This window comes from Pseudomonas sp. ML2-2023-3, from assembly GCF_037055275.1.
Classification (GTDB): Bacteria; Pseudomonadota; Gammaproteobacteria; order Pseudomonadales; family Pseudomonadaceae; genus Aquipseudomonas.
In genome coordinates, this window is record NZ_CP146343.1 from 3,428,610 (window position 1) to 3,445,897 (window position 17,288).

The 17,288-nt window shown below is 53.9% G+C and carries 14 protein-coding genes and 4 pseudogenes; 13 read left to right on the plus strand and 5 right to left on the minus strand.

The annotated features are described in order from the left end of the window. Position 1 precedes the first annotated feature (1 nt). The 7 genes from V6P94_RS15710 to V6P94_RS15740 are packed head-to-tail and all read left to right on the plus strand — an operon-like array spanning position 2 to position 6,296. Positions 2-679, plus strand: coding sequence for a thermostable hemolysin (locus V6P94_RS15710; RefSeq protein ID WP_048361800.1), 678 nt, complete (start codon positions 2-4; stop codon positions 677-679). After that, the gene (locus V6P94_RS15715; RefSeq protein WP_338647604.1) at positions 669-2,150 is read left to right on the plus strand and encodes an AMP-binding protein; all 1,482 of its coding nucleotides are present in this window, start codon (positions 669-671) and stop codon (positions 2,148-2,150) included. Before V6P94_RS15710 ends, V6P94_RS15715 begins: the two co-directional genes overlap by 11 nt. Next, positions 2,147-2,821 (plus strand): iron-containing redox enzyme family protein, encoded by a 675-nt coding sequence (locus tag V6P94_RS15720; RefSeq protein ID WP_338647607.1) that lies wholly within the window; start codon positions 2,147-2,149, stop codon positions 2,819-2,821. Before V6P94_RS15715 ends, V6P94_RS15720 begins: the two co-directional genes overlap by 4 nt. Beyond that, entirely contained in the window at positions 2,808-3,611 is an 804-nt protein-coding gene (locus V6P94_RS15725; protein ID WP_338647609.1) for an SDR family oxidoreductase, read from the plus strand. The genes V6P94_RS15720 and V6P94_RS15725 overlap by 14 nt, the downstream gene beginning before the upstream one ends. A gap of 2 nt (positions 3,612-3,613) precedes the next feature. Then, the gene (locus tag V6P94_RS15730; protein ID WP_048361796.1) at positions 3,614-4,258 is read left to right on the plus strand and encodes a tetratricopeptide repeat protein; all 645 of its coding nucleotides are present in this window, start codon (positions 3,614-3,616) and stop codon (positions 4,256-4,258) included. A gap of 11 nt (positions 4,259-4,269) precedes the next feature. Further along, positions 4,270-4,929, plus strand: coding sequence for a response regulator (locus V6P94_RS15735; protein ID WP_338647613.1), 660 nt, complete (start codon positions 4,270-4,272; stop codon positions 4,927-4,929). Then, positions 4,929-6,296, plus strand: coding sequence for an ATP-binding protein (locus V6P94_RS15740; RefSeq protein ID WP_338649452.1), 1,368 nt, complete (start codon positions 4,929-4,931; stop codon positions 6,294-6,296). The genes V6P94_RS15735 and V6P94_RS15740 overlap by 1 nt, the downstream gene beginning before the upstream one ends. A gap of 222 nt (positions 6,297-6,518) precedes the next feature. Here V6P94_RS15740 and V6P94_RS15745 read toward each other — a convergent pair whose 3' ends face one another. Then, a complete protein-coding gene (locus tag V6P94_RS15745) occupies positions 6,519-7,445 on the minus strand; it encodes a universal stress protein (RefSeq protein ID WP_338647615.1) in 927 nt (308 codons plus the stop codon). A 484-nt stretch (positions 7,446-7,929) separates the two neighbouring features. Here V6P94_RS15745 and V6P94_RS15750 point away from each other — a divergent pair, with 484 nt between their 5' ends. Together V6P94_RS15750 and V6P94_RS15755 are read left to right on the plus strand one after the other, a co-directional pair. Continuing rightward, positions 7,930-9,561: a diguanylate cyclase domain-containing protein gene (locus V6P94_RS15750; protein WP_338647617.1), complete on the plus strand. Its 1,632-nt coding sequence runs from the start codon at positions 7,930-7,932 to the stop codon at positions 9,559-9,561. 260 nt (positions 9,562-9,821) lie between these two features. Further along, positions 9,822-11,058, plus strand: a pseudogene (locus V6P94_RS15755) (MgtC/SapB family protein). A gap of 16 nt (positions 11,059-11,074) precedes the next feature. On the opposite strand, the gene V6P94_RS15760 reads toward V6P94_RS15755, so the two are convergent. After that, on the minus strand, positions 11,075-11,977 hold the full coding sequence (locus V6P94_RS15760; protein WP_338647619.1) for a sensor domain-containing diguanylate cyclase: 903 nt from the start codon (positions 11,975-11,977) through the stop codon (positions 11,075-11,077). A gap of 204 nt (positions 11,978-12,181) precedes the next feature. Between V6P94_RS15760 and V6P94_RS25075 the strand changes: the two are divergent. Continuing rightward, positions 12,182-12,319 (plus strand): annotated as a pseudogene (locus V6P94_RS25075) (universal stress protein); the annotation flags it as partial. A 13-nt stretch (positions 12,320-12,332) separates the two neighbouring features. On the opposite strand, the gene V6P94_RS15765 reads toward V6P94_RS25075, so the two are convergent. Further along, positions 12,333-13,424: an IS630 family transposase gene (locus tag V6P94_RS15765; RefSeq protein WP_044272157.1), complete on the minus strand. Its 1,092-nt coding sequence runs from the start codon at positions 13,422-13,424 to the stop codon at positions 12,333-12,335. Between the two features lie 66 nt (positions 13,425-13,490). Between V6P94_RS15765 and V6P94_RS15770 the strand changes: the two are divergent. The 3 genes and pseudogenes from V6P94_RS15770 to V6P94_RS15780 all read left to right on the plus strand — a co-directional run. Next, positions 13,491-14,270 (plus strand): annotated as a pseudogene (locus tag V6P94_RS15770) (universal stress protein); the annotation flags it as partial. Between the two features lie 64 nt (positions 14,271-14,334). After that, positions 14,335-15,222: pseudogene (locus V6P94_RS15775) on the plus strand (universal stress protein). Between the two features lie 158 nt (positions 15,223-15,380). Beyond that, entirely contained in the window at positions 15,381-15,617 is a 237-nt protein-coding gene (locus tag V6P94_RS15780; protein WP_338647623.1) for an Lpp/OprI family alanine-zipper lipoprotein, read from the plus strand. Between the two features lie 87 nt (positions 15,618-15,704). On the opposite strand, the gene V6P94_RS15785 is transcribed toward V6P94_RS15780, so the two are convergent. Beyond that, positions 15,705-16,268, minus strand: coding sequence for a GNAT family N-acetyltransferase (locus V6P94_RS15785; protein ID WP_338647626.1), 564 nt, complete (start codon positions 16,266-16,268; stop codon positions 15,705-15,707). 211 nt (positions 16,269-16,479) lie between these two features. Beyond that, on the minus strand, positions 16,480-17,223 hold the full coding sequence (fnr, locus tag V6P94_RS15790) for a fumarate/nitrate reduction transcriptional regulator Fnr (RefSeq protein ID WP_338647628.1): 744 nt from the start codon (positions 17,221-17,223) through the stop codon (positions 16,480-16,482). Positions 17,224-17,288 lie beyond the last annotated feature (65 nt).

Consider the following 17,288-nt stretch of genomic DNA (forward strand, 5'->3'; position numbering starts at 1 on the left):
AATGCCCCATTTCGACTGGAAAATTCCCTTACCACTGCGCTTCGGTCACGTCGGAAATTCTCAGATGTGTCTGGCTAGAGCGCTGCCAGATGACCCCCAGCGTCCAGTTTTTGAAGCCTTTATTCAACAACGCTTCCTAACAGCCCACGGTGCCGACATCCGTCATTTTATGCCCGAGCTATTCGGTATGAGTGACGCTGCGGGTGAACTCTTTGCGGTAGCGGGTGTTCGCAGGGCGAGTGCCGAGCCGCTATTTCTGGAACGCTATCTGGATGAATCGATTGATCCGCTGATAAGTGCCACAGCGGGTCGTCCCGTGGAACGCTCGGGCATAGTCGAGGTAGGTAACCTGGTAGCCAGCGACACTGGCAGTGCACGTTTGAGCATCATAGCTATCACCTATTTATTGGCCATGGGCGGGCAGGAGTGGGTGGCGTTTACTGGCAACGCGGGCTTGGTGAACAGCTTCCATCGGCTTGGATTGAAGCCGGTGACACTCTGTGCCGCCGATCCGGCGCGATTGGGTGATGACCAACACGAGTGGGGCAGTTATTACGAAAGCAAGCCTTGTGTGCACGTCGGTAACATCCAGGCCGGCTTTAATCATCTGCACACTACGGGACTGTTCGGTCGCCTTGGGCTGACATTGTCCGGTGAGGAGTCCAGTCATGTCGCTTGAAATCCAACGTTTCAAACACATGTTGCGCAGCCACGCTGAACAGAAATCCAGCACCATCGCCTTGTGGGGCGATCAACTGAAACTGGACTACGCCACGCTCTACGCAGAAGTGATGTATCGCCAGCAGCGACTGCGCGATGAACAGATCAAGGTTATTGCACTGGCGCTGGACAACGGCGCTGAACTCATTCTCTGGGACCTGGCTGCTCTGTTTGAAGGCGTGACCTGTCTCATGCTGCCGCCATTCTTTAGCCCGGCACAACGTAAGCATTGTTTGATACAGAGCCAGGCTGAGCGGGTGATTGCTGAGCCGCATCTGGAAGTAGAACTGGAATCCTCAGGATATGTGCGTAGCGGGGTGTTCTGGAGTAAAGCCTTCAGCGGCGTGAGTCCGATGCACGAAGGGACTGCCAAACTGACCTTCACCTCGGGCACTACCGGAACCCCCAAAGGTGTTTGCTTAAGCGCCGAAGCGATTTTGAGGGTCGTTCGTGAGCTGGATCATGCGAGCAAACCTACCGATTCGCAGCATCACCTGGCTCTGCTGCCTCTGGCGATCTTGCTGGAAAATATCGGGTGCTACGCCGCGCTATACGCGGGGGCGACCTTGAGTTTACCAAGCCAGAAAACCCTGGGCATTGAGGGCGCCAGCGGCGTCGATGTGGCGCGTTTGCTTGGTTGCTTGGCCAACCGTGCGCCGGCAAGCCTGATTCTGGTGCCGCAACTACTGTTGATATTGGTCAGCGCTGCCGAGCAGAGAGTGTTCAATCCGCAGTCGTTACGCTTTGTGGCTGTGGGCGGGGCCCGCGTCAGCGAAGCATTGCTGCATCGTGCGCATCGGGAGGGCCTGCCAGTTTACGAAGGCTACGGACTCTCGGAGTGCGCCTCGGTAGTGTGCCTGAATCGGCCAGGTTCCCAGCGTCCCGGCACTGTGGGGCGCCCCCTGCCGCATGTGGACATCCGCTTGGCCGACGACGGTGAAGTGCTGATCAAGGGGTCTCCTCTGCTCGGTTATCTAGGTGAGGCACCGCACGTTGAACAATGGTGGCCAAGCGGGGATCTTGGGGAGTTTGATCCCGAAGGTTATCTCTACCTTAGAGGACGCAAGAAACATCAGTTTGTCACCAGCTTCGGCCGCAATGTAAATCCTGAATGGGTCGAAGCCGAACTGACCCAGGGCCGCCATATTACGCAGGCCTTTGTCTACGGCGAAGCAATGCCTGGTAATCACGCTCTGCTCTGGCCCCATCGTCCCGATTGTGCCGACGTTGATCTGGCCGCTGCCGTAGCTGAAGCCAACGAAGCCTTGCCCGATTACGCTCAAGTCCATCACTGGACCCGGCTGGATCAACCTTTCACCCCCTCGAATGGTTTTCTCACCGCAAATGGCCGGCCACGTCGCGACGCCATCGTCGAGCATTACCAGGTGCAGCTTACTCAATTCGCTTTTTCCGAAGGATCCACATCATGAATTTTTTCGACACTCTCCAAGAAGCTACCAAGCAAGAACGTCATGAGCTGTTCACTTTGCCGATCATCCGCGATGCCCTCGAAGGCAAGGTAAGCCTGGAGAGCTACCGGGCTTTTCTGGCTCAGGCCTATTACCATGTGCGTCACACCGTACCGTTGATGATGGCGTGTGGCAGTCGTCTGCCGTCGCGCCTGGAATGGCTGCGCAAAGCAGTCTGCGAATATATTGAAGATGAGTACGGGCACGAGCAATGGGTACTCAACGACATTGAGGCTTGCGGCGCAGACAAGGCAGCGGTACGGGATGGGCGACCGTCTTTACCGATCGAGTTGATGGTCAGTTTCCTCTACGACTTGATCGCCCGTGACAACCCTGTTGGTCTGTTCGGTATGGTAAATGTTTTGGAGGGCACCAGCATTGCTTTGGCCACCCACGCTGCAGGCAGCATTCGTGAGCGTCTTGAGCTGCCGGAAAGCGCTTTCAGTTATCTGAGTTCTCACGGCTCCCTCGACGTTGAACACATGCAGACTTACCGCCGTCTGATGAACAGGCTCGATGACCCTGCCGACCAAGCTGCTGTTATTCACGCCTCGAAAGTGGTCTACAGACTCTATACCGACATGTTTCGCGGTTTGCCACGTGACCAGGAGAGCTTGCATGCGACTGTCTGAGGCTCGTGTGGTCCTGACCGGTGCCAGTGGTGGTATCGGCCTGGCAATTGCCGATGCCCTTTGTGCCAGTGGTGCTCGCGTGCTGGCGGTAGCCCGGCACCGGGAAACGCTTGCACCGCTGCTGTCGCGCTATCCGCAGCATTTGTGCTGGGTTGCCGCTGATCTGACGTGCTCTGCTGAGCGGCGCAAAGTGTTAGCCGCCGCTGAGGCTATAGGCGGCATCAATCTGTTGATCAATGCTGCCGGAGTCAATCACTTTGCCATGCTTGAACAGCTCGATGACGTAGAAATCAACGCAATGTTGGCGGTGAATATCAGCGCCCCGATTTGTCTGACCAAGTTGCTGTTGCCGCTGCTTAAGCAGGCAGACAGTGCGATGGTGGTTAACGTTGGTTCGACGTATGGCTCCATTGGCTATGCCGGTTATGCCAGCTACTGCGCTACCAAGTTTGCACTGCGCGGGTTTTCTGAAGCCCTTAGGCGGGAACTGGCGGACACCCGGGTTGGCGTGCTTTATGTTGCTCCACGTGCCACTCGTACCACGATGAATAGCTCTGCGGCTCAAGTCCTGAACGATGCATTGAATGCTGGCGTTGATGATCCACAAACCGTTGCTTCGGCTGTGGTTCATTCTATTGCAGGTGACCGCCGGGATTTGTACTTAGGCTGGAAGGAGCGCTTTTTCGTACGGATCAATAGCCTTTTTCCCCACTTGGTGGACAAGGGGCTACGTAAACACTTGCCTCTGATTCGCCGCCTGAGTACTAAGCCTGAAAGAGAGAAGCGCTAATCATGAAAAGAATCACAGCATGCTTGCTTTTGGTGGCGTTGAGCCCAAGTGTTTGGGCCATCGATACTGCTGACGAACAACGCCTGGCCGGAATTCAGGAAGGCTGGGCATATATCCAGTACGAAGTTCCTACTGAACAGCGTACTGCCGCTTTCGAAAAACTGGCGACTCAAACTACTGCGTTCACCCAAGAGCGCCCATCCGTGGCCGAAGCCTGGATTTGGTCCGGTATTGTGACTAGCAGTTGGGCTGGTGCACAGGGAGGTCTCGGCGCATTGAGCAAAGTGAAAGAGGCGAAGGTTGACTTAGAAAAAGCCTTAGCCCTTGATCCTAAAGCTCTGCAAGGCTCTGCATACACAAGCCTTGCAGCTTTGTATGACCGTGTACCTGGCTGGCCCATAGGTTTCGGCGATGCCAACAAAGCAGAACAGTTGCTCAAACAGGCCTTGCAACTGAACCCTACAGGCATCGATAGTCTGTACTTCTGGGGTGACCACCTTTACCGTCAAAAACATTATGTTGAGGCCAAAAATGCTTTGCAAAGAGCCTTGCTTGCCGCGCCCCGACCAGGACGGGAAACGGCCGATACAGGACGACGCAAAGAGATCGAGGTTTTGCTGGTGGACGTGAATAAAAAAATTAACTGACAGGAGTCTGTGTGCGGCTATTACTGATTGAGGATGATGTTGCGCTCGGCGAAGGTATCCATCAAGCCTTGGTGCGCGAGGGTTATACCGTCGATTGGCTGCAGGACGGTAGCAGCGCTTTACATGCGCTACTCAGCGAAAGTTTTGATCTGGCAATACTCGACCTCGGCCTTCCGCGAATGGACGGTTTAGAGGTGCTGCGCCGTCTGCGAGACAGTAGCTCTAATCTGCCAGTACTCATTCTAACAGCCCGGGATGCTACCGAAGACCGTATTGCCGGTCTGGATGCCGGAGCAGACGACTACTTGATCAAACCCTTCGATCTAGCCGAGCTCAAGGCGCGTATACGCGCTTTGTTAAGACGAAGTGCTGGGCGAGCCCAGATGTTGATAGAGCACGCGGGTATCAGTTTGAATCCAGGAACGCAGCAAGTCAGCTATCAGGGTAAACCGGTGGCTTTGACACCTAAGGAGTATCAGTTACTCCATGAGCTGCTCTCGCCACCTGGTCGCGTTATGACCCGCGATCACCTGATGCAGTTGCTCTACGGCTGGAGTGAGGAAGCTGAAAGCAACACGCTGGAAGTGCATATACATCATCTGCGCAAGAAGTTTTCAAGCGACCTAATTCGTACTATACGTGGTGTCGGCTACCTGATGGAGGAGAGTTGATGATGTCGATCCGGCGTCGCACATTGACGCTTATCATTGGCTTACTGCTCGCCGGTCTGGGGGTAATCAGCGTCTTCAACCTGCACGACAGTAATCATGAAATTGCTGAAGTCTATGACGCCCAACTGGCGCAAAACGCCCGATTACTGCAGGGAGTGATGCGCATGCCGTTGGCCAGCAAAGAGCAAGCTGATCTTTATCAAGCGTTCAACAAAGCCTTGAGCGAAGCACAGCCACGGACTGATGGTCATCCCTATGAATCAAAGATCGCTTTTCAAGTCTGGGACTCCAAGGGGGATGTGCTGGTGCACACTGCCAGTGCCCCAACCTTGAACTCACCCCCAGACATGCCTGGTTTCAACGATGTCGTTGACCTGAACAACCGTAAATGGCGTGCGTTTATGCTTGAAGACAAACAGAACCAGCTCCGTATCTGGGTCGGTGAGCGAGACGACGTGCGTACGGACTTAGTGGATCGGATCGTACGTCACACCCTGTGGCCCAATATTCTAGGTAGTCTGATTTTAGCCGCAATGATCTGGCTTGCAATTGGTTGGGGGCTCAAGCCTCTAGCAAATATGGCGGCAACATTGCGGGCGCGCCACAGCGGGTCTCTGGAACCTCTGCACATGGCACCGTTGCCCAGTGAGCTGGAACCCATGCAAGCAGCGCTGAATCGGATGCTCGCGCAAATACAAGAAGTGCTAGGCCGTGAGCGGCGCTTCATCGCCGATGCTGCCCATGAAATGCGCACGCCACTGGCTGTGCTACGGGTACATGCGCAAAACTTGCTGGAGGCGGGTACCGAGTTGGAGCGTCGTGAATCACTGGCGTATTTGATTGCAGGTGTGGACCGTACCAGTCGGTTAGTCAACCAATTGCTCACCATGGCTCGAATGGAGCCGCAACCAGGCGTGAGTACTCCTCAATACATTGATCTTGCCGCCACGGTTCGTGAAAGCCTGGTTCAGTTAACTCCTTGGTTATTGAGTAAAAAGTTAGAACTGGTTTTTGATGTCAATGGTGAGGTTAGCCCTGTCCGGGTTGATGCTTCGGCAATCAATATTGCTTTGAATAATTTGGTAACCAACGCTGCCAATTTCTCCCCTGCCAACGGATTGATTACCGTGCGATTAGCTAAAAAAATCGATCACTACGCTCTGTCAGTTGAGGACGATGGGCCTGGGATTGATGAGTCGGAACGTGAGCGGCTTTTTGAGCGCTTTTATAGTCGCAGAAATGATCAGGGAGCCGGGTTGGGATTGACGATTGTTCAGGCGATTGCTGTTCACTTAGGAGGGGAGGTCCGCCTAGAAAATCGTGCATGTGGGGGGCTCTGTGCAACGTTAGAGATTTGGCGTTTTTAAAGGCCATCACTGCGTTCATCCAATGTAGGTAAATCTGTGAGTAGGTGACGATACCGCTGGGATCGTCGTCGGCTGCGCTGGTTATAAGGCCCGGTCCGAGTTTCGCCAATGGATGCTCTTTCAGGCGGCCCCATAGGAACCGAAAAAAAATTCTGCGCGCAGTGGTCTGGACACCCATGGAATAACCTTGCCCACGGAAGATTTTACGTAATGACGCGGGCCTTAATCAGCCAGAGTTTGAGGGGAAACCACCCAGACACTGCACGGCATTTTGTACAACAAATGCTCCACTGTATCGCCCACCAGTCGGCCCATAGCGCGAGAACCGATACGCCCCATGACAATGACATCGATGTCATAAGCCTCAGCGTAGCCGGATAGAACTTTGGCCGGGTTACCAACTATCATGTGCTGGCGTTCTGGCGCAATACCATTGCGCTCGCTCAGCTTGCGAAAAGCATCGGCCTGGGCGTTGAACAGGGCCTGAGCTTTAGCTGAAGAAAATAGTGTCAGCGCGGTTTCAAAGCCGAACTCTTTCGTTTGATGGGATGAAAGATCATGGGCATAAATAACGTCAAGCTCGGCATTACAGGTGTCCGCCAGCTTTGCAGCCTCGCGCACAATTCTGTCGTTGAAACCTTCGTACCATCCATCACGATGAAAAGGATCGACTGCAGCAACGATCTTGCGGGGCAACGCGTGCACTACATGGCTTACAAAATGTATCGGCACAGGGCATTCACGTAGCAGATGAATATCTAGAGGGGTAAACATCACACGTGAAAGGAGGGATTCATGCTCCAGTGCCTTTATCAGTGCATTCATCGGCTGTTCCTTAAGGTGAATAAGGATTTCCTGCAAAGGACTCTGCACCCATACCACCTCTGTGGTGACATGCACGCCGATATTGCGCAACCGGCGAGCTTGATCCTCAAGCCACTGTCTATGGCGCTCGACATAGCCTAATCGCATTTGTTCAAGTGCTTGTTCGTTGACCAGACTCGCGGTCGCAAGCCCCTCCAGATAATCGAACGCCACAATATGCAGTGCCGCCGCCGAAGCCTTGGCCAAGGCTGCGGCCCGCTCGAAAGCGAGGTTGCTTTGCATCAATGGAGAAACGACCAGCATGAAACGTGATTGCTCAGACATACGATCCTCCCGAACGTAGTGCTATAACTCCAGCACACATCGGCTCCTGTATTAATAAACAGAATATCCCTGCGCTTATCCTGGCGTTGCTTAAATGGGAGAGTTTGATTTTTGTCAAACAGACCGGTGATAGAGAAAAATGCCCGATGCGCGGGTTGTCGGGCATTGGCAATCACGCTGCCGAAGGCTTAGCATGCCATCGACACCAATCTGTCACTTGCACCCAGCAGGTATCGGGATTATTAACGCACCACGCACCAACCCTTAGCCACGCAATTGTAAACTTGGGACAACAGGGCTTCAGTCAATCCAGTCTTGGTTATTTGAAGTGGGGGCTCTTCATGTTCCAACAAGCGAAAGAGGACCAGACGTCTAATACAGCCGCGGCCACACATGGTTACGGTCGCCAGCGTCTGAAAATGAAGGTGCCATGCATGCGCCCGAAAAAAACTCCTGGTGCAACTCATCCGGCTACACTACCTAGATGCCTAAAAAATATTATTTGCTGTTAAAACCCTCAAAAATGTTGAATAGCATTGTCACACGACTGCTATTGGTGGCGTTGTGTATTGTCATTTTTGGTGCTGTCATACGCGAGTATGCGCTGACCAAATTTCTGCATGAAGAGTTGAGCACAGTCGTAAAAAAGCAACAGTTAGCGCTTGCCACTTATGTTGCTCATGATATTGATAGAAAAATCACCCAGCGTCAGATGTTGATTCAGCGTCTTGCTGCATCATTACCCATTGATCTCATCGCCCAGCCTGGGAAGTTGAGTGTTTGGCTCAAAGAGCATTACGAGTACCAGGTTCTATTCTCTGCAGGATTATTCATCGTCAGCCCGGACGGTCAGTTGCTCGCGGGTTATCCCGCCCAGAAGGGACAAGCAACCGCTCACTATTCTAATCGGGATTACATTGAAGCGGGGCGTGCCGGCCGTTCGCTCATCGGTCGCCCCGAACTGACGGGGGGCGTCAAGGAACCGATGTTACCTATAGCGGCGCCTATTTTTAACGATACCGGTAAAGTGCAGTCTATATTAGTCGGCTTTACCGCGCTGGCTGCGCCTGGATTTATGGAGTTATTGCTCAACAAAAGCATGGATAATCCAGTAGGCTGGGTAAAAGTAGTATTCCCGAAAGATAAAATGCTCGTCACGTTTTCAGCGCTTGGCATAACACTTAAATCAACACCAGCCCCGGGCATCAACGCACTTTATGACAGTGCCGCTGCTGGGTTTCGTGGCGCGGGACTGACGACTAACTCGGAAGGTATTGAAGTTGTTTCGGCCATGGTATCTGTGCCGAGTACGGGCTGGTTTGTTGTAGCCAGTGTGCCAAGCAAAGAAGCGTTTTCATTAGTGAGTCGCGTTCAGATTTTTTTGATTAAAGGTGCCGTGGCGGCAATTTTCTTATTCGCCATTTTGTCATCAGTCGGACTGTATATTGTTTTTCGTCATCTGTTCCACGCCGTCGCCCAGGCTGACCGCATGACACGGGATGAAATACCACTGGCCCCGATACCCGTTGTTTACAACGATGAAATTGGACATCTGATTACGGCTTTCAATCGCTTGCTGCTCAAGCTGGACGAGAATCAGGCAGACCGAAAAAGAATTGCTCTTCATGACCCGCTCACAGGTTTACCCAACAGAGCCTATCTCTCTGCACGGCTGCGACAAGTGTTGGCTCTGGCAAAAAGGCAACATACGGTTGTGGCGTTGTTATTCATGGATTTGGATGGCTTTAAATATATTAATGACACCCTGGGTCATGAGGCCGGGGACGAGGTTTTGCGCCAGGTAACGAAGCGTTTTTCAAGCATCATAAGGGAAAGCGATACGTTGGCACGGATCGGAGGCGATGAATTTATCGTTGTTGCAACTGATCTTGGCGATAACGCAGAAGATACCGCACACACAATAGCGGCCAAATGCATTGACGCACTATGTTCTCCTTTTTTTATTGCAGGAGAGGTTTGCGTCGTGGGCGTTTCGATAGGAATTGCTCTAGGTGATGGGGATAGCTCTTCGGATGAGCTTCTATTAGCAGCTGATCAGGTTATGTACCAAGTCAAAAAAGCCGGGCGTGGCCGGTACATGGCCTGCCGGGTCTAAACGGTTGCCGGCTCTGAACATGCTCTTCCAGCATTTACCGGGCCAGTCGAAACACTGTGCGCTAACCCCCCCTGTTGCGTCCATCCGCAAATTGTTGACCATTATCAATCTCCCCCCGTCGAACCTCTGCATTCTAGAGATCAAACTTGGAGGCATCATCAACGATGCAATCAGCTTGCTCGCCCCGGGTTGCGGCAGAGCAACGCCGGCGAATTCAAAGACCGCTACAGCGCTCAATGGCTAACGAGGGCGGGGGAACAATGAACGACACTCTTAATATTGCGGGAGCGGCAGCTGCGCTGGGGAGCGGGATGCTGATTGGTCTTGAGCGCGAACGGCGCAAGGGGCACGTGGACAGTCGCGCCTGTGCCGGCTTGCGCACGTTCGCGATCACTGCACTGCTGGGCTATAGCGCGATGCAGGTCGTAGGATGCCTGCTGGTAGGGACCGTGGCAACCGGTCTGGCATTGCTTGTCTCGGTGGCTTATTGGCGACACCAGAGTCATGACCCGGGAGTTACGAGCGAAGTCGTATTATTTTCGGTCTTAATACTCGGTGCGTTATGCAACATTGTACTGGAGCTGGCCATTGCCATGGGAGTAGTGATCGCGGGATTGCTGACCTATCGCCAGAAACTGCATCACTTTGCAATCAGTCAGTTGAGCGAAGCAGAAATACGCGACGGGCAAATTTGCTGATTGCAGCGCTCGTAGTGTTGCCACTGGTGCCGGATCGGTTCATTTGTCCCTATGCCGCCATCAATCTACGGACCATTTGCACTCTGACCGTGTTGTTGATGGTGATCGGGGCAGTGGGTATATTGCAGTTCGTATTCTGGGTTCGCGTTACGACTATGCAATCTCCGCCATCGCTTCCGGGTTCGCCTCAAGTACCGTAACAATTGCCACCATGGGACAGCGGGTCATCAGTGAGCCAGTGAATGTCAAAATCCTAAGCGCGGCAGCTGTCCTTTCCAATCTGGCTACCATCACGCAGATCGGCCTGATCCTGGTGGCGGTTGCCCCGGCTCTTTTGCAGAGCATGTTGACGCCGTTGCTGTGCGGATTCATCAATACCGCGCTATAAGGTGCTTGCTTGTTGTTTCACAACACAACAGGAGGGGGCAGTGCACCGATCAAGGTTGAAGGCGCATTCAATCTCAAGCTCGCATTGATCGTGACGCTGACCATGACCGGTATTACCCTGTTGTCATCCGCAACGCTCAGCCACTTCAGTCAGGTGGGCGTGATGCTGACCGCCACCTTTACCGGGTTTGCCGACCCGCATTACTCGACCGCGTCCATTGCCTCCCTGACCAAGGCAGGGCTGTTGCCGTTTTCTGCCATTGCTACTCCCATGGTAATTGCAATCAGCAGTTATTCCATCAGCAAGTGCCTGGTGGCCTGGGTCAGCGGAGGCCGACGATTTGCAGCCTATGTCATCCCGGGCCTGATATTGCTGACACTGTCTCTGTGGGTGGGAGTCAGGGTGCACTGAGGGTGTTGTCAGCTACTCAGGCAGAGAGCCTGGTCGTCATACTCAAACAACAGGCGTTGCCACCGGATCTTTTAGCTTGGTACATCGCGCTGTCAGCGTGTCCGAGCAGCTCTTCGACACAGGCGCCATCGACAGGAAACAAGCTAATGCCGACGCTGATGCTGATTTCTACACGGTGTGCATCGATCATGAACGGCTGATTCATCGTAGCGACCAATTTGTTGCCCAGAGCTTCAACCCGCTCCGGCGTGTCCATGCCGGTAATCATGATTGCAAACTCGTCTCCGCCTAAACGGGAGACGACATCGGAACTGCGAACAGACTGGCCAAGACGCTCAGCCACGGCATGCAGCAGTTTGTCCCCACAAGCGTGACCCAGGCTGTCGTTAACGGATTTGAAATGATCCAAGTCTATGAACATTAACGCCAATGACTGAAGGTGTTTACCGGCGTGATTGATCGACTGGTTGAGCAACGTCAGGAATAAACTACGGTTCGGCAGCCCGGTCAGGGCATCGTGGAACGCCAACTGCTGCATGGCCGCGCGCTCGTCATCCATGAGTTGGACGTTATGCAGGATGGCGATGAAATGGGTCACAACGCCGTGGTCGTCGAGCACTGGAGTAATCACCTGATTTACCATGCAGTTGCCTCCATCCTTGCGCCGTTCAACCATCTGCCCCTGCCAGGTCAGACCTGCCAGTATCGTCAGCCACAGATTGCGGTAGAAGCTCGTACTTTGTCTGCCCGAAGCAAGGAGATGCGGGGTTTTGCCAATCAACTCCTGCCTCGAATAGCCGCTCAGGAGACAAAAGGCTTTATTGATCCAGACGATGCACCCTGTCCGCTCCGTGACCAATACCGGGTTAGATGCAGCATCAAACGCCCTTAACAGTAATTGCTTGTCAGTTTCGATCATTGCACCCTCCGATACAGCCATCGTTGCGCGATAGTTTAATGAAGCCTAGGAGCAAAAGGTTGGAAGGATGTTGATCAAAATCAACTGAACGGGCGGCATCACAAAGAGCGTCATCAACTGATAAAGATCAAGTTGCCGGGGCACATAAAGCTCAATCTGGACATCTGTTCACTGCATTGAAGCGGCCTTTGGCCGAGGTATTTTATGTCCCAGACTCAGCGCTTACTGTTGATTGCCCCCCAGACAATGACTCGCACACCTGCGTTCGGGCGGGCAGGGGCATTGGCGCTTGCAATGCAATTGCCGCTGCATATCGTGGCGTTTGATTATTTACAGGCCCTAGTGTCTCGAGCGGTTAGTTCATTAGCTTATTCTTCATCACACTCAGCTTTGCCATATGTACCGAGCTGATGATGGCCGCTGCGGTCTTTGTCCACTTGAACGGCTTGGCTGAATGCTCGTTATGAGCAGTAATGAACTGGCGGATCGCGACTTTCAGATCAGTAACACTGGTGAAGACACCTCGATACAGTGCGCGTCTCTCCAGCTGTGAAAACCAGCCTTCCACCGCGTTTAGCCAGGACGCACTGGTCGGCGTGAAGTGCAGCTTGAAGCGCGGATGTTTTTCCAGCCAGGCCTTGATCGCTGGGGTTTTGTGGGTCGAACTGTTATCCAGGATCACATGGAGATCCAACTCGGCAGGCGTGTTCTTATCAATCTGCCGGAGGAAATCCAGGAACTCCTTGGCCCGGTGCCGCTGGGTAATCCGGCCCATTACTTCACCGGTCATGATGTCGAACGCGGCGTACAAGCTCGCCGTGCCATGGCGCTTGTAATCATGGGTTCGCCGCTCGATCTGCCCAGGCCGAAGTTGCAGCATTGGCTGAGTACGATCCAACGCCTGGATCTGAGTTTTCTCGTCAACCGACAGCACCATGGCGTTGTCCGGAGGGCTCAGGTACAGCCCGACCACATCGATGACCTTCTCAGCGAAGTGCGGATCGTTGCTGATCTTGAATGTCTTCAGTCGGTGCGGCTTGAGATCCGACGCAGCCCATATCTGCCGGACTTGCCAGGTGGTAACGCGAGCGTACTTGGCCATCAACCGGACGCTCCAGTGCGTTGCTTCCTTGGGAACCCGGTGCGTTGTCAGGGTCAGGATTTCTTTGACTTTCTCAGCACCCAGCTTCAAAGGCTGACCGCTACGCGGCAGGTCGTTCAGGCCGTCGATGCCCGACGCCAGATAACGCTTTCGCCACTTGAACACGGTCGGTGTCGTGATCAGTAATTGCCCACAGATGGCAATGGGCGTCACCCCTTCATTGAGCAAAAGCAGTATCCGCGCCCGCTGAGCAAGGCTCTGCTCCAGCGTACTCATGCGCAGCCAACCTTGAAGCGTAAGAACGTCGGCGGGCTGTAGTGCAAAGGGAGCAATTGGACGAGGCATGCCTGGAACCATCTCGGGGCGAGGGGTGCACAGTATATCGTGGTACGTTAGAAAATAAACTAACCGCTCACGACACTAGCTGTTGCCGGCCTGTTCGCCCCCGAGCAAATCAACCTTGCCCGGGACGGATACTTGCAAACCCACCGGCAATGGCTCGCAGAGCAAGCCGGCTTGATGAGCACTCATGGCGTTAAAGTCACCAGTGAGGTGCTGTGGGTCCATCACCCTTATGAAGAGATAATGCACTTCGTCAATGACATGTCACTGGCGTTGATCATCAAGGATGTCCAGGAAGAAACAGCCTTGAAACGCGTCTTTTTCACGCCACTGGACTGGCAACTGTTGCGCGACTGCCCGGCCCCAGTACATCTGGTGACGCACTCACGCAACCCGCTTCCGCGCAAAGTGCTGGCAATTGTCGATGTGTTGCGCAGTGAACAGCAAGACCTGGTGTTCAATGACCAGATACTCGAAGCGGCCAGCAAGCTCGCCGAGCAATGCAATGCTCAGCTCGAACTGCTGCATATTTATGACTGGGTCGCGGTGTATGCCATGGACATGGGGGTTGGTGTGCTCCCCTTGGCCACCGGCCTCTATGAAGCGCTTGGGGAGTCACAACATGATGCATTTACATCCCTTGCCGATCGCCACGGCGTGCCCCTTGAGCACCGTCATTTCATAGAGGGCTCACCACTGCTGAGTATCTGTGACTTTGCCCGGGATCATGAGAGTGACGTCATCGTTATGGGTACGGTGCAGCATCGGGGCTTGAACAAGTGGTTGGGCTCAACTGCAGAAGGTCTGTTGCAAAAGGCGCCGTGTAGCGTGCTGGCGATCAAGCCCTAGAGCGTCCGGTCACTGATGCTGAGAATCTGCTGGCAGGTTTGCCCGGCAGTCGAAGAGGAGTGTGATGAGCCAATATCAACGCTTGCTGCTGATTGCCTACCATACGATGTATCACTCGCCAGCACTGTTACGAGCAGTGGCCCTGGCAAAGACATGTGATGCGGCTTTGGACATACGTTCATTCATTGAACCTACACCCATGGTTCATTTGTGGGAAACCATGTTGATGAAGCCGCCTATTTGGACTATCTTTTGCGCTATCGCCAGCCGATAGAGCAAAAGATCCGCTGACTCAGTAGCCAGGTACTGAAAGTCACTGTCGAGGTGGTGTTTACCCCCCCCCCCGTACTGTCGAAACACTCAAGCCGGATCTGCTGATCCAGGACGTGGAGCTGGAACCGGTGCTTAAAATGGTATTTATCACGCCGCTCGACTGCCATTTACTGCAAGAGTGTACGGTACCGCTGCATCTGGTGAACCAGGTCCGCCATGAATTGCCCCGGCGGGTAGTCGCTGCAATAGATCCCTTTGACCCCGGTACGCAAATCAGCGGCCTTAACGATACCATCATTCAGACCGCCAGTGCCCTTGCCTTGCAATGCAATGCCACGTTGCATCTGTTATACACCTACGAACTGTCGCCGGCGTTCAATGGCGACGCACCGCTGGTCAGTGCAGGATGGAACGTGGATTTCGTCGAGGAGTTGCGCCAGTCTTTGCATCAGGCTTTTGTCACCCGGCTGATCGGTATAGCGTGCGCCCGGAGCGGCTACACTTTGTGATGGGCCAGCCCGTTTCGTTTATCCATGACTTTGTCGAACAGTTCCTCGCTGACGTTGTGGTAATGGGGACAATTCACCGGGAAGGACTTGATCGGTTCATTGGCAGTAATACGAAGCGGGCCCTGTATTCCGTGCCCGGCAGTGAGCTGGCGGTCAGACAATCGCAATAAAAAGCCAGGGTATTTCATGAACCTGTTTGCCATGAAATAACCCGACATGCTCCCTGCAGTTTCCGATTTATTGATAAAGATCAGATGCCATCCCGGACAGCCTCGGATACTTCATCCTCTAACTCACCTTTTCGAAACCACGCTGCAGAGGAACAACCATGCGTAAATACCTGTCCACCTCATTGCTGGCTTTAATGCTGATAACAACCGCTGGGTGCAGTCATCAGCATGAACAGGAGTGGAACGCGCGTCTAGAGTCTGCAGAGGACAACGCGGCAACCGCGCGCTTGCGTGCTGACGAAGCCTACTTAAAGGCCGAACAGGCCCAGCAGGCTGCCGACGAAGCCAATCAGCGAGCCCGACCTACAGCCCCGAAGGTATCGCCGCACAGATGACTTCGACGCAATCTAAATCACGTCTAGCTCGCACGGGCAGCACGGTTTGGGGGCATCGCCGGCCCCTCGGCAGTGGCTATGGCGGGGTTAAAGATCAAGGTGATGGATAACTTGGTGCGGGTCGTCGGGATCGCTATGGGTCTTGAAGCCCAGCGCTGAAGCCAACTGACGCATAAGGTTGTTGCTGGAGGCATCAAGGGAATACATAGAGGTAAAACCGTTCTTGCGAGCGGCCTTGATTAAATGCTCCATCAAGAGCGTGCCCAGCCCCAGATGCTGCCAGTCATCCGCGACAGTTATCGCACATTCACATTCATCCTCGCCCGTTGCTGCATAGCGGCTGATGCCTATCTCGATCAGGCTGCCATTTTCGTGGACCAGTGCGATGTAAGCCATACGGTCGTGATTATCGATGTCCATCAATTGGTCGAGCATGGCAGCGCCCGGCTCATTTACTTGTGTGAGAAAGCGCATATGCCGGGACTCGGGGGACAGACGTTTGACAAAGGCGACTTCCCGCTCCCGGTCATTTTCCGTCAGTGGCCGAATCAATACGTGCCGACCATCCCCGAGCGCTTCAATCCAGTGTTCTCCACCTGGCCAAGCGTAGGCTGCAGCAGCCTGGTCGTTGTGCTCTTTTACAGTCAGCATGGGGCAATCCTCTATCGGGTTTCAAAGGCTGACGCGCCATGAAAAACCGCGCGGTTCATACCTTTCTACCCCGCTGACAGCCATTGAGTCTGATCTGGATCAGATTTCCTTGACACAAAGGTGAACTGTCAGCCGTAGGGGGCTGACAGTTGGCGGGGAGGGCGCATATTCTGCTATTGAAAAATCGCCATTCAAGTGGGCATCCCCTCTCTCACACCGGAGCCCGATGACAGCCTGCAACCAGTTGTTTGAGCCCTTCCATGTCCAGGATAGTGACGTTTCGTCCTGCGATGCTGACCAGCCCTTGATCGCGCAGGTGCGCAATGCCCCGGCAGATGGTTTCAAGTCGCAACCCCAGGTAGGAGCCGATTTCTTCCCGTCGCATTTTCAGCACGAAGCTTCTGGATGAATAACCACGGGTACTGAAACGCAGCGACAGGTTGAGCAAAAAAGCTGCCATCCTTTCATCAGAGTTCATGTTGCCCATAAGCATCAACATGCTGTGGTCACGGACGATTTCGCGGCTAAGAAGCTTGTTGAGATTGTGCTGCAGCGACGGCAGGTTTTGCGCCAGTTTCTCCAGTTGTGCAAAGTGGATAGGGCACACTTCGCTGTCCTCAAGGGCAAGCGCATTGCAGACATGCTCATCGGCACTGATGGCGTCCAGCCCCAGCATCTCGCCAGGAATATGAAAACCGGTGACCTGTTCGCGCCCGTCGACTGACACCATGCTGGTTTTGAATGAACCTGTGCGGACTGCGTAAAGCGAGCGCAGTGGATCCCCGGTCCTGTAGAGCGCCACCCCTTTTTTAACCTTGAGGCGTTGCACTATCAGTGTATCCAGACGTTCGACCTCCGGCCCGGTCAAACCAATTGGCAAACACAGCTCAAGCACGCTGCAGCTGGAGCAAGCAGCCTTTAGGTGGTGAATGTGCAGAGCTAGGACTTCTGACATGGAGGGAGCGCCATCTGAGAATGTGCTCGGTAAGCATAGGGGGAGGTGAAGTTGCACATATCACT

Excerpts from the sequence above, each read along its gene's own strand:
- V6P94_RS15730 (WP_048361796.1), top strand. The coding sequence starts at position 3,614 with ATGAAAAGAATCACAGCATGCTTGCTTTTGGTGGCGTTGAGCCCAAGT.
- V6P94_RS15720 (WP_338647607.1), top strand. The coding sequence starts at position 2,147 with ATGAATTTTTTCGACACTCTCCAAGAAGCTACCAAGCAAGAACGTCAT.
- V6P94_RS15760 (WP_338647619.1), bottom strand. The coding sequence starts at position 11,977 with ATGATCGAAACTGACAAGCAATTACTGTTAAGGGCGTTTGATGCTGCA.
- V6P94_RS15745 (WP_338647615.1), bottom strand. The coding sequence starts at position 7,445 with ATGTCTGAGCAATCACGTTTCATGCTGGTCGTTTCTCCATTGATGCAA.
- V6P94_RS15750 (WP_338647617.1), top strand. The coding sequence starts at position 7,930 with ATGCCTAAAAAATATTATTTGCTGTTAAAACCCTCAAAAATGTTGAAT.
- V6P94_RS15715 (WP_338647604.1), top strand. The coding sequence starts at position 669 with ATGTCGCTTGAAATCCAACGTTTCAAACACATGTTGCGCAGCCACGCT.
- V6P94_RS15710 (WP_048361800.1), top strand. The coding sequence starts at position 2 with ATGCCCCATTTCGACTGGAAAATTCCCTTACCACTGCGCTTCGGTCAC.
- V6P94_RS15765 (WP_044272157.1), bottom strand. The coding sequence starts at position 13,424 with ATGCCTCGTCCAATTGCTCCCTTTGCACTACAGCCCGCCGACGTTCTT.
- V6P94_RS15785 (WP_338647626.1), bottom strand. The coding sequence starts at position 16,268 with ATGCTGACTGTAAAAGAGCACAACGACCAGGCTGCTGCAGCCTACGCT.
- V6P94_RS15725 (WP_338647609.1), top strand. The coding sequence starts at position 2,808 with ATGCGACTGTCTGAGGCTCGTGTGGTCCTGACCGGTGCCAGTGGTGGT.
- fnr (WP_338647628.1), bottom strand. The coding sequence starts at position 17,223 with ATGTCAGAAGTCCTAGCTCTGCACATTCACCACCTAAAGGCTGCTTGC.
- V6P94_RS15780 (WP_338647623.1), top strand. The coding sequence starts at position 15,381 with ATGCGTAAATACCTGTCCACCTCATTGCTGGCTTTAATGCTGATAACA.
- V6P94_RS15740 (WP_338649452.1), top strand. The coding sequence starts at position 4,929 with ATGATGTCGATCCGGCGTCGCACATTGACGCTTATCATTGGCTTACTG.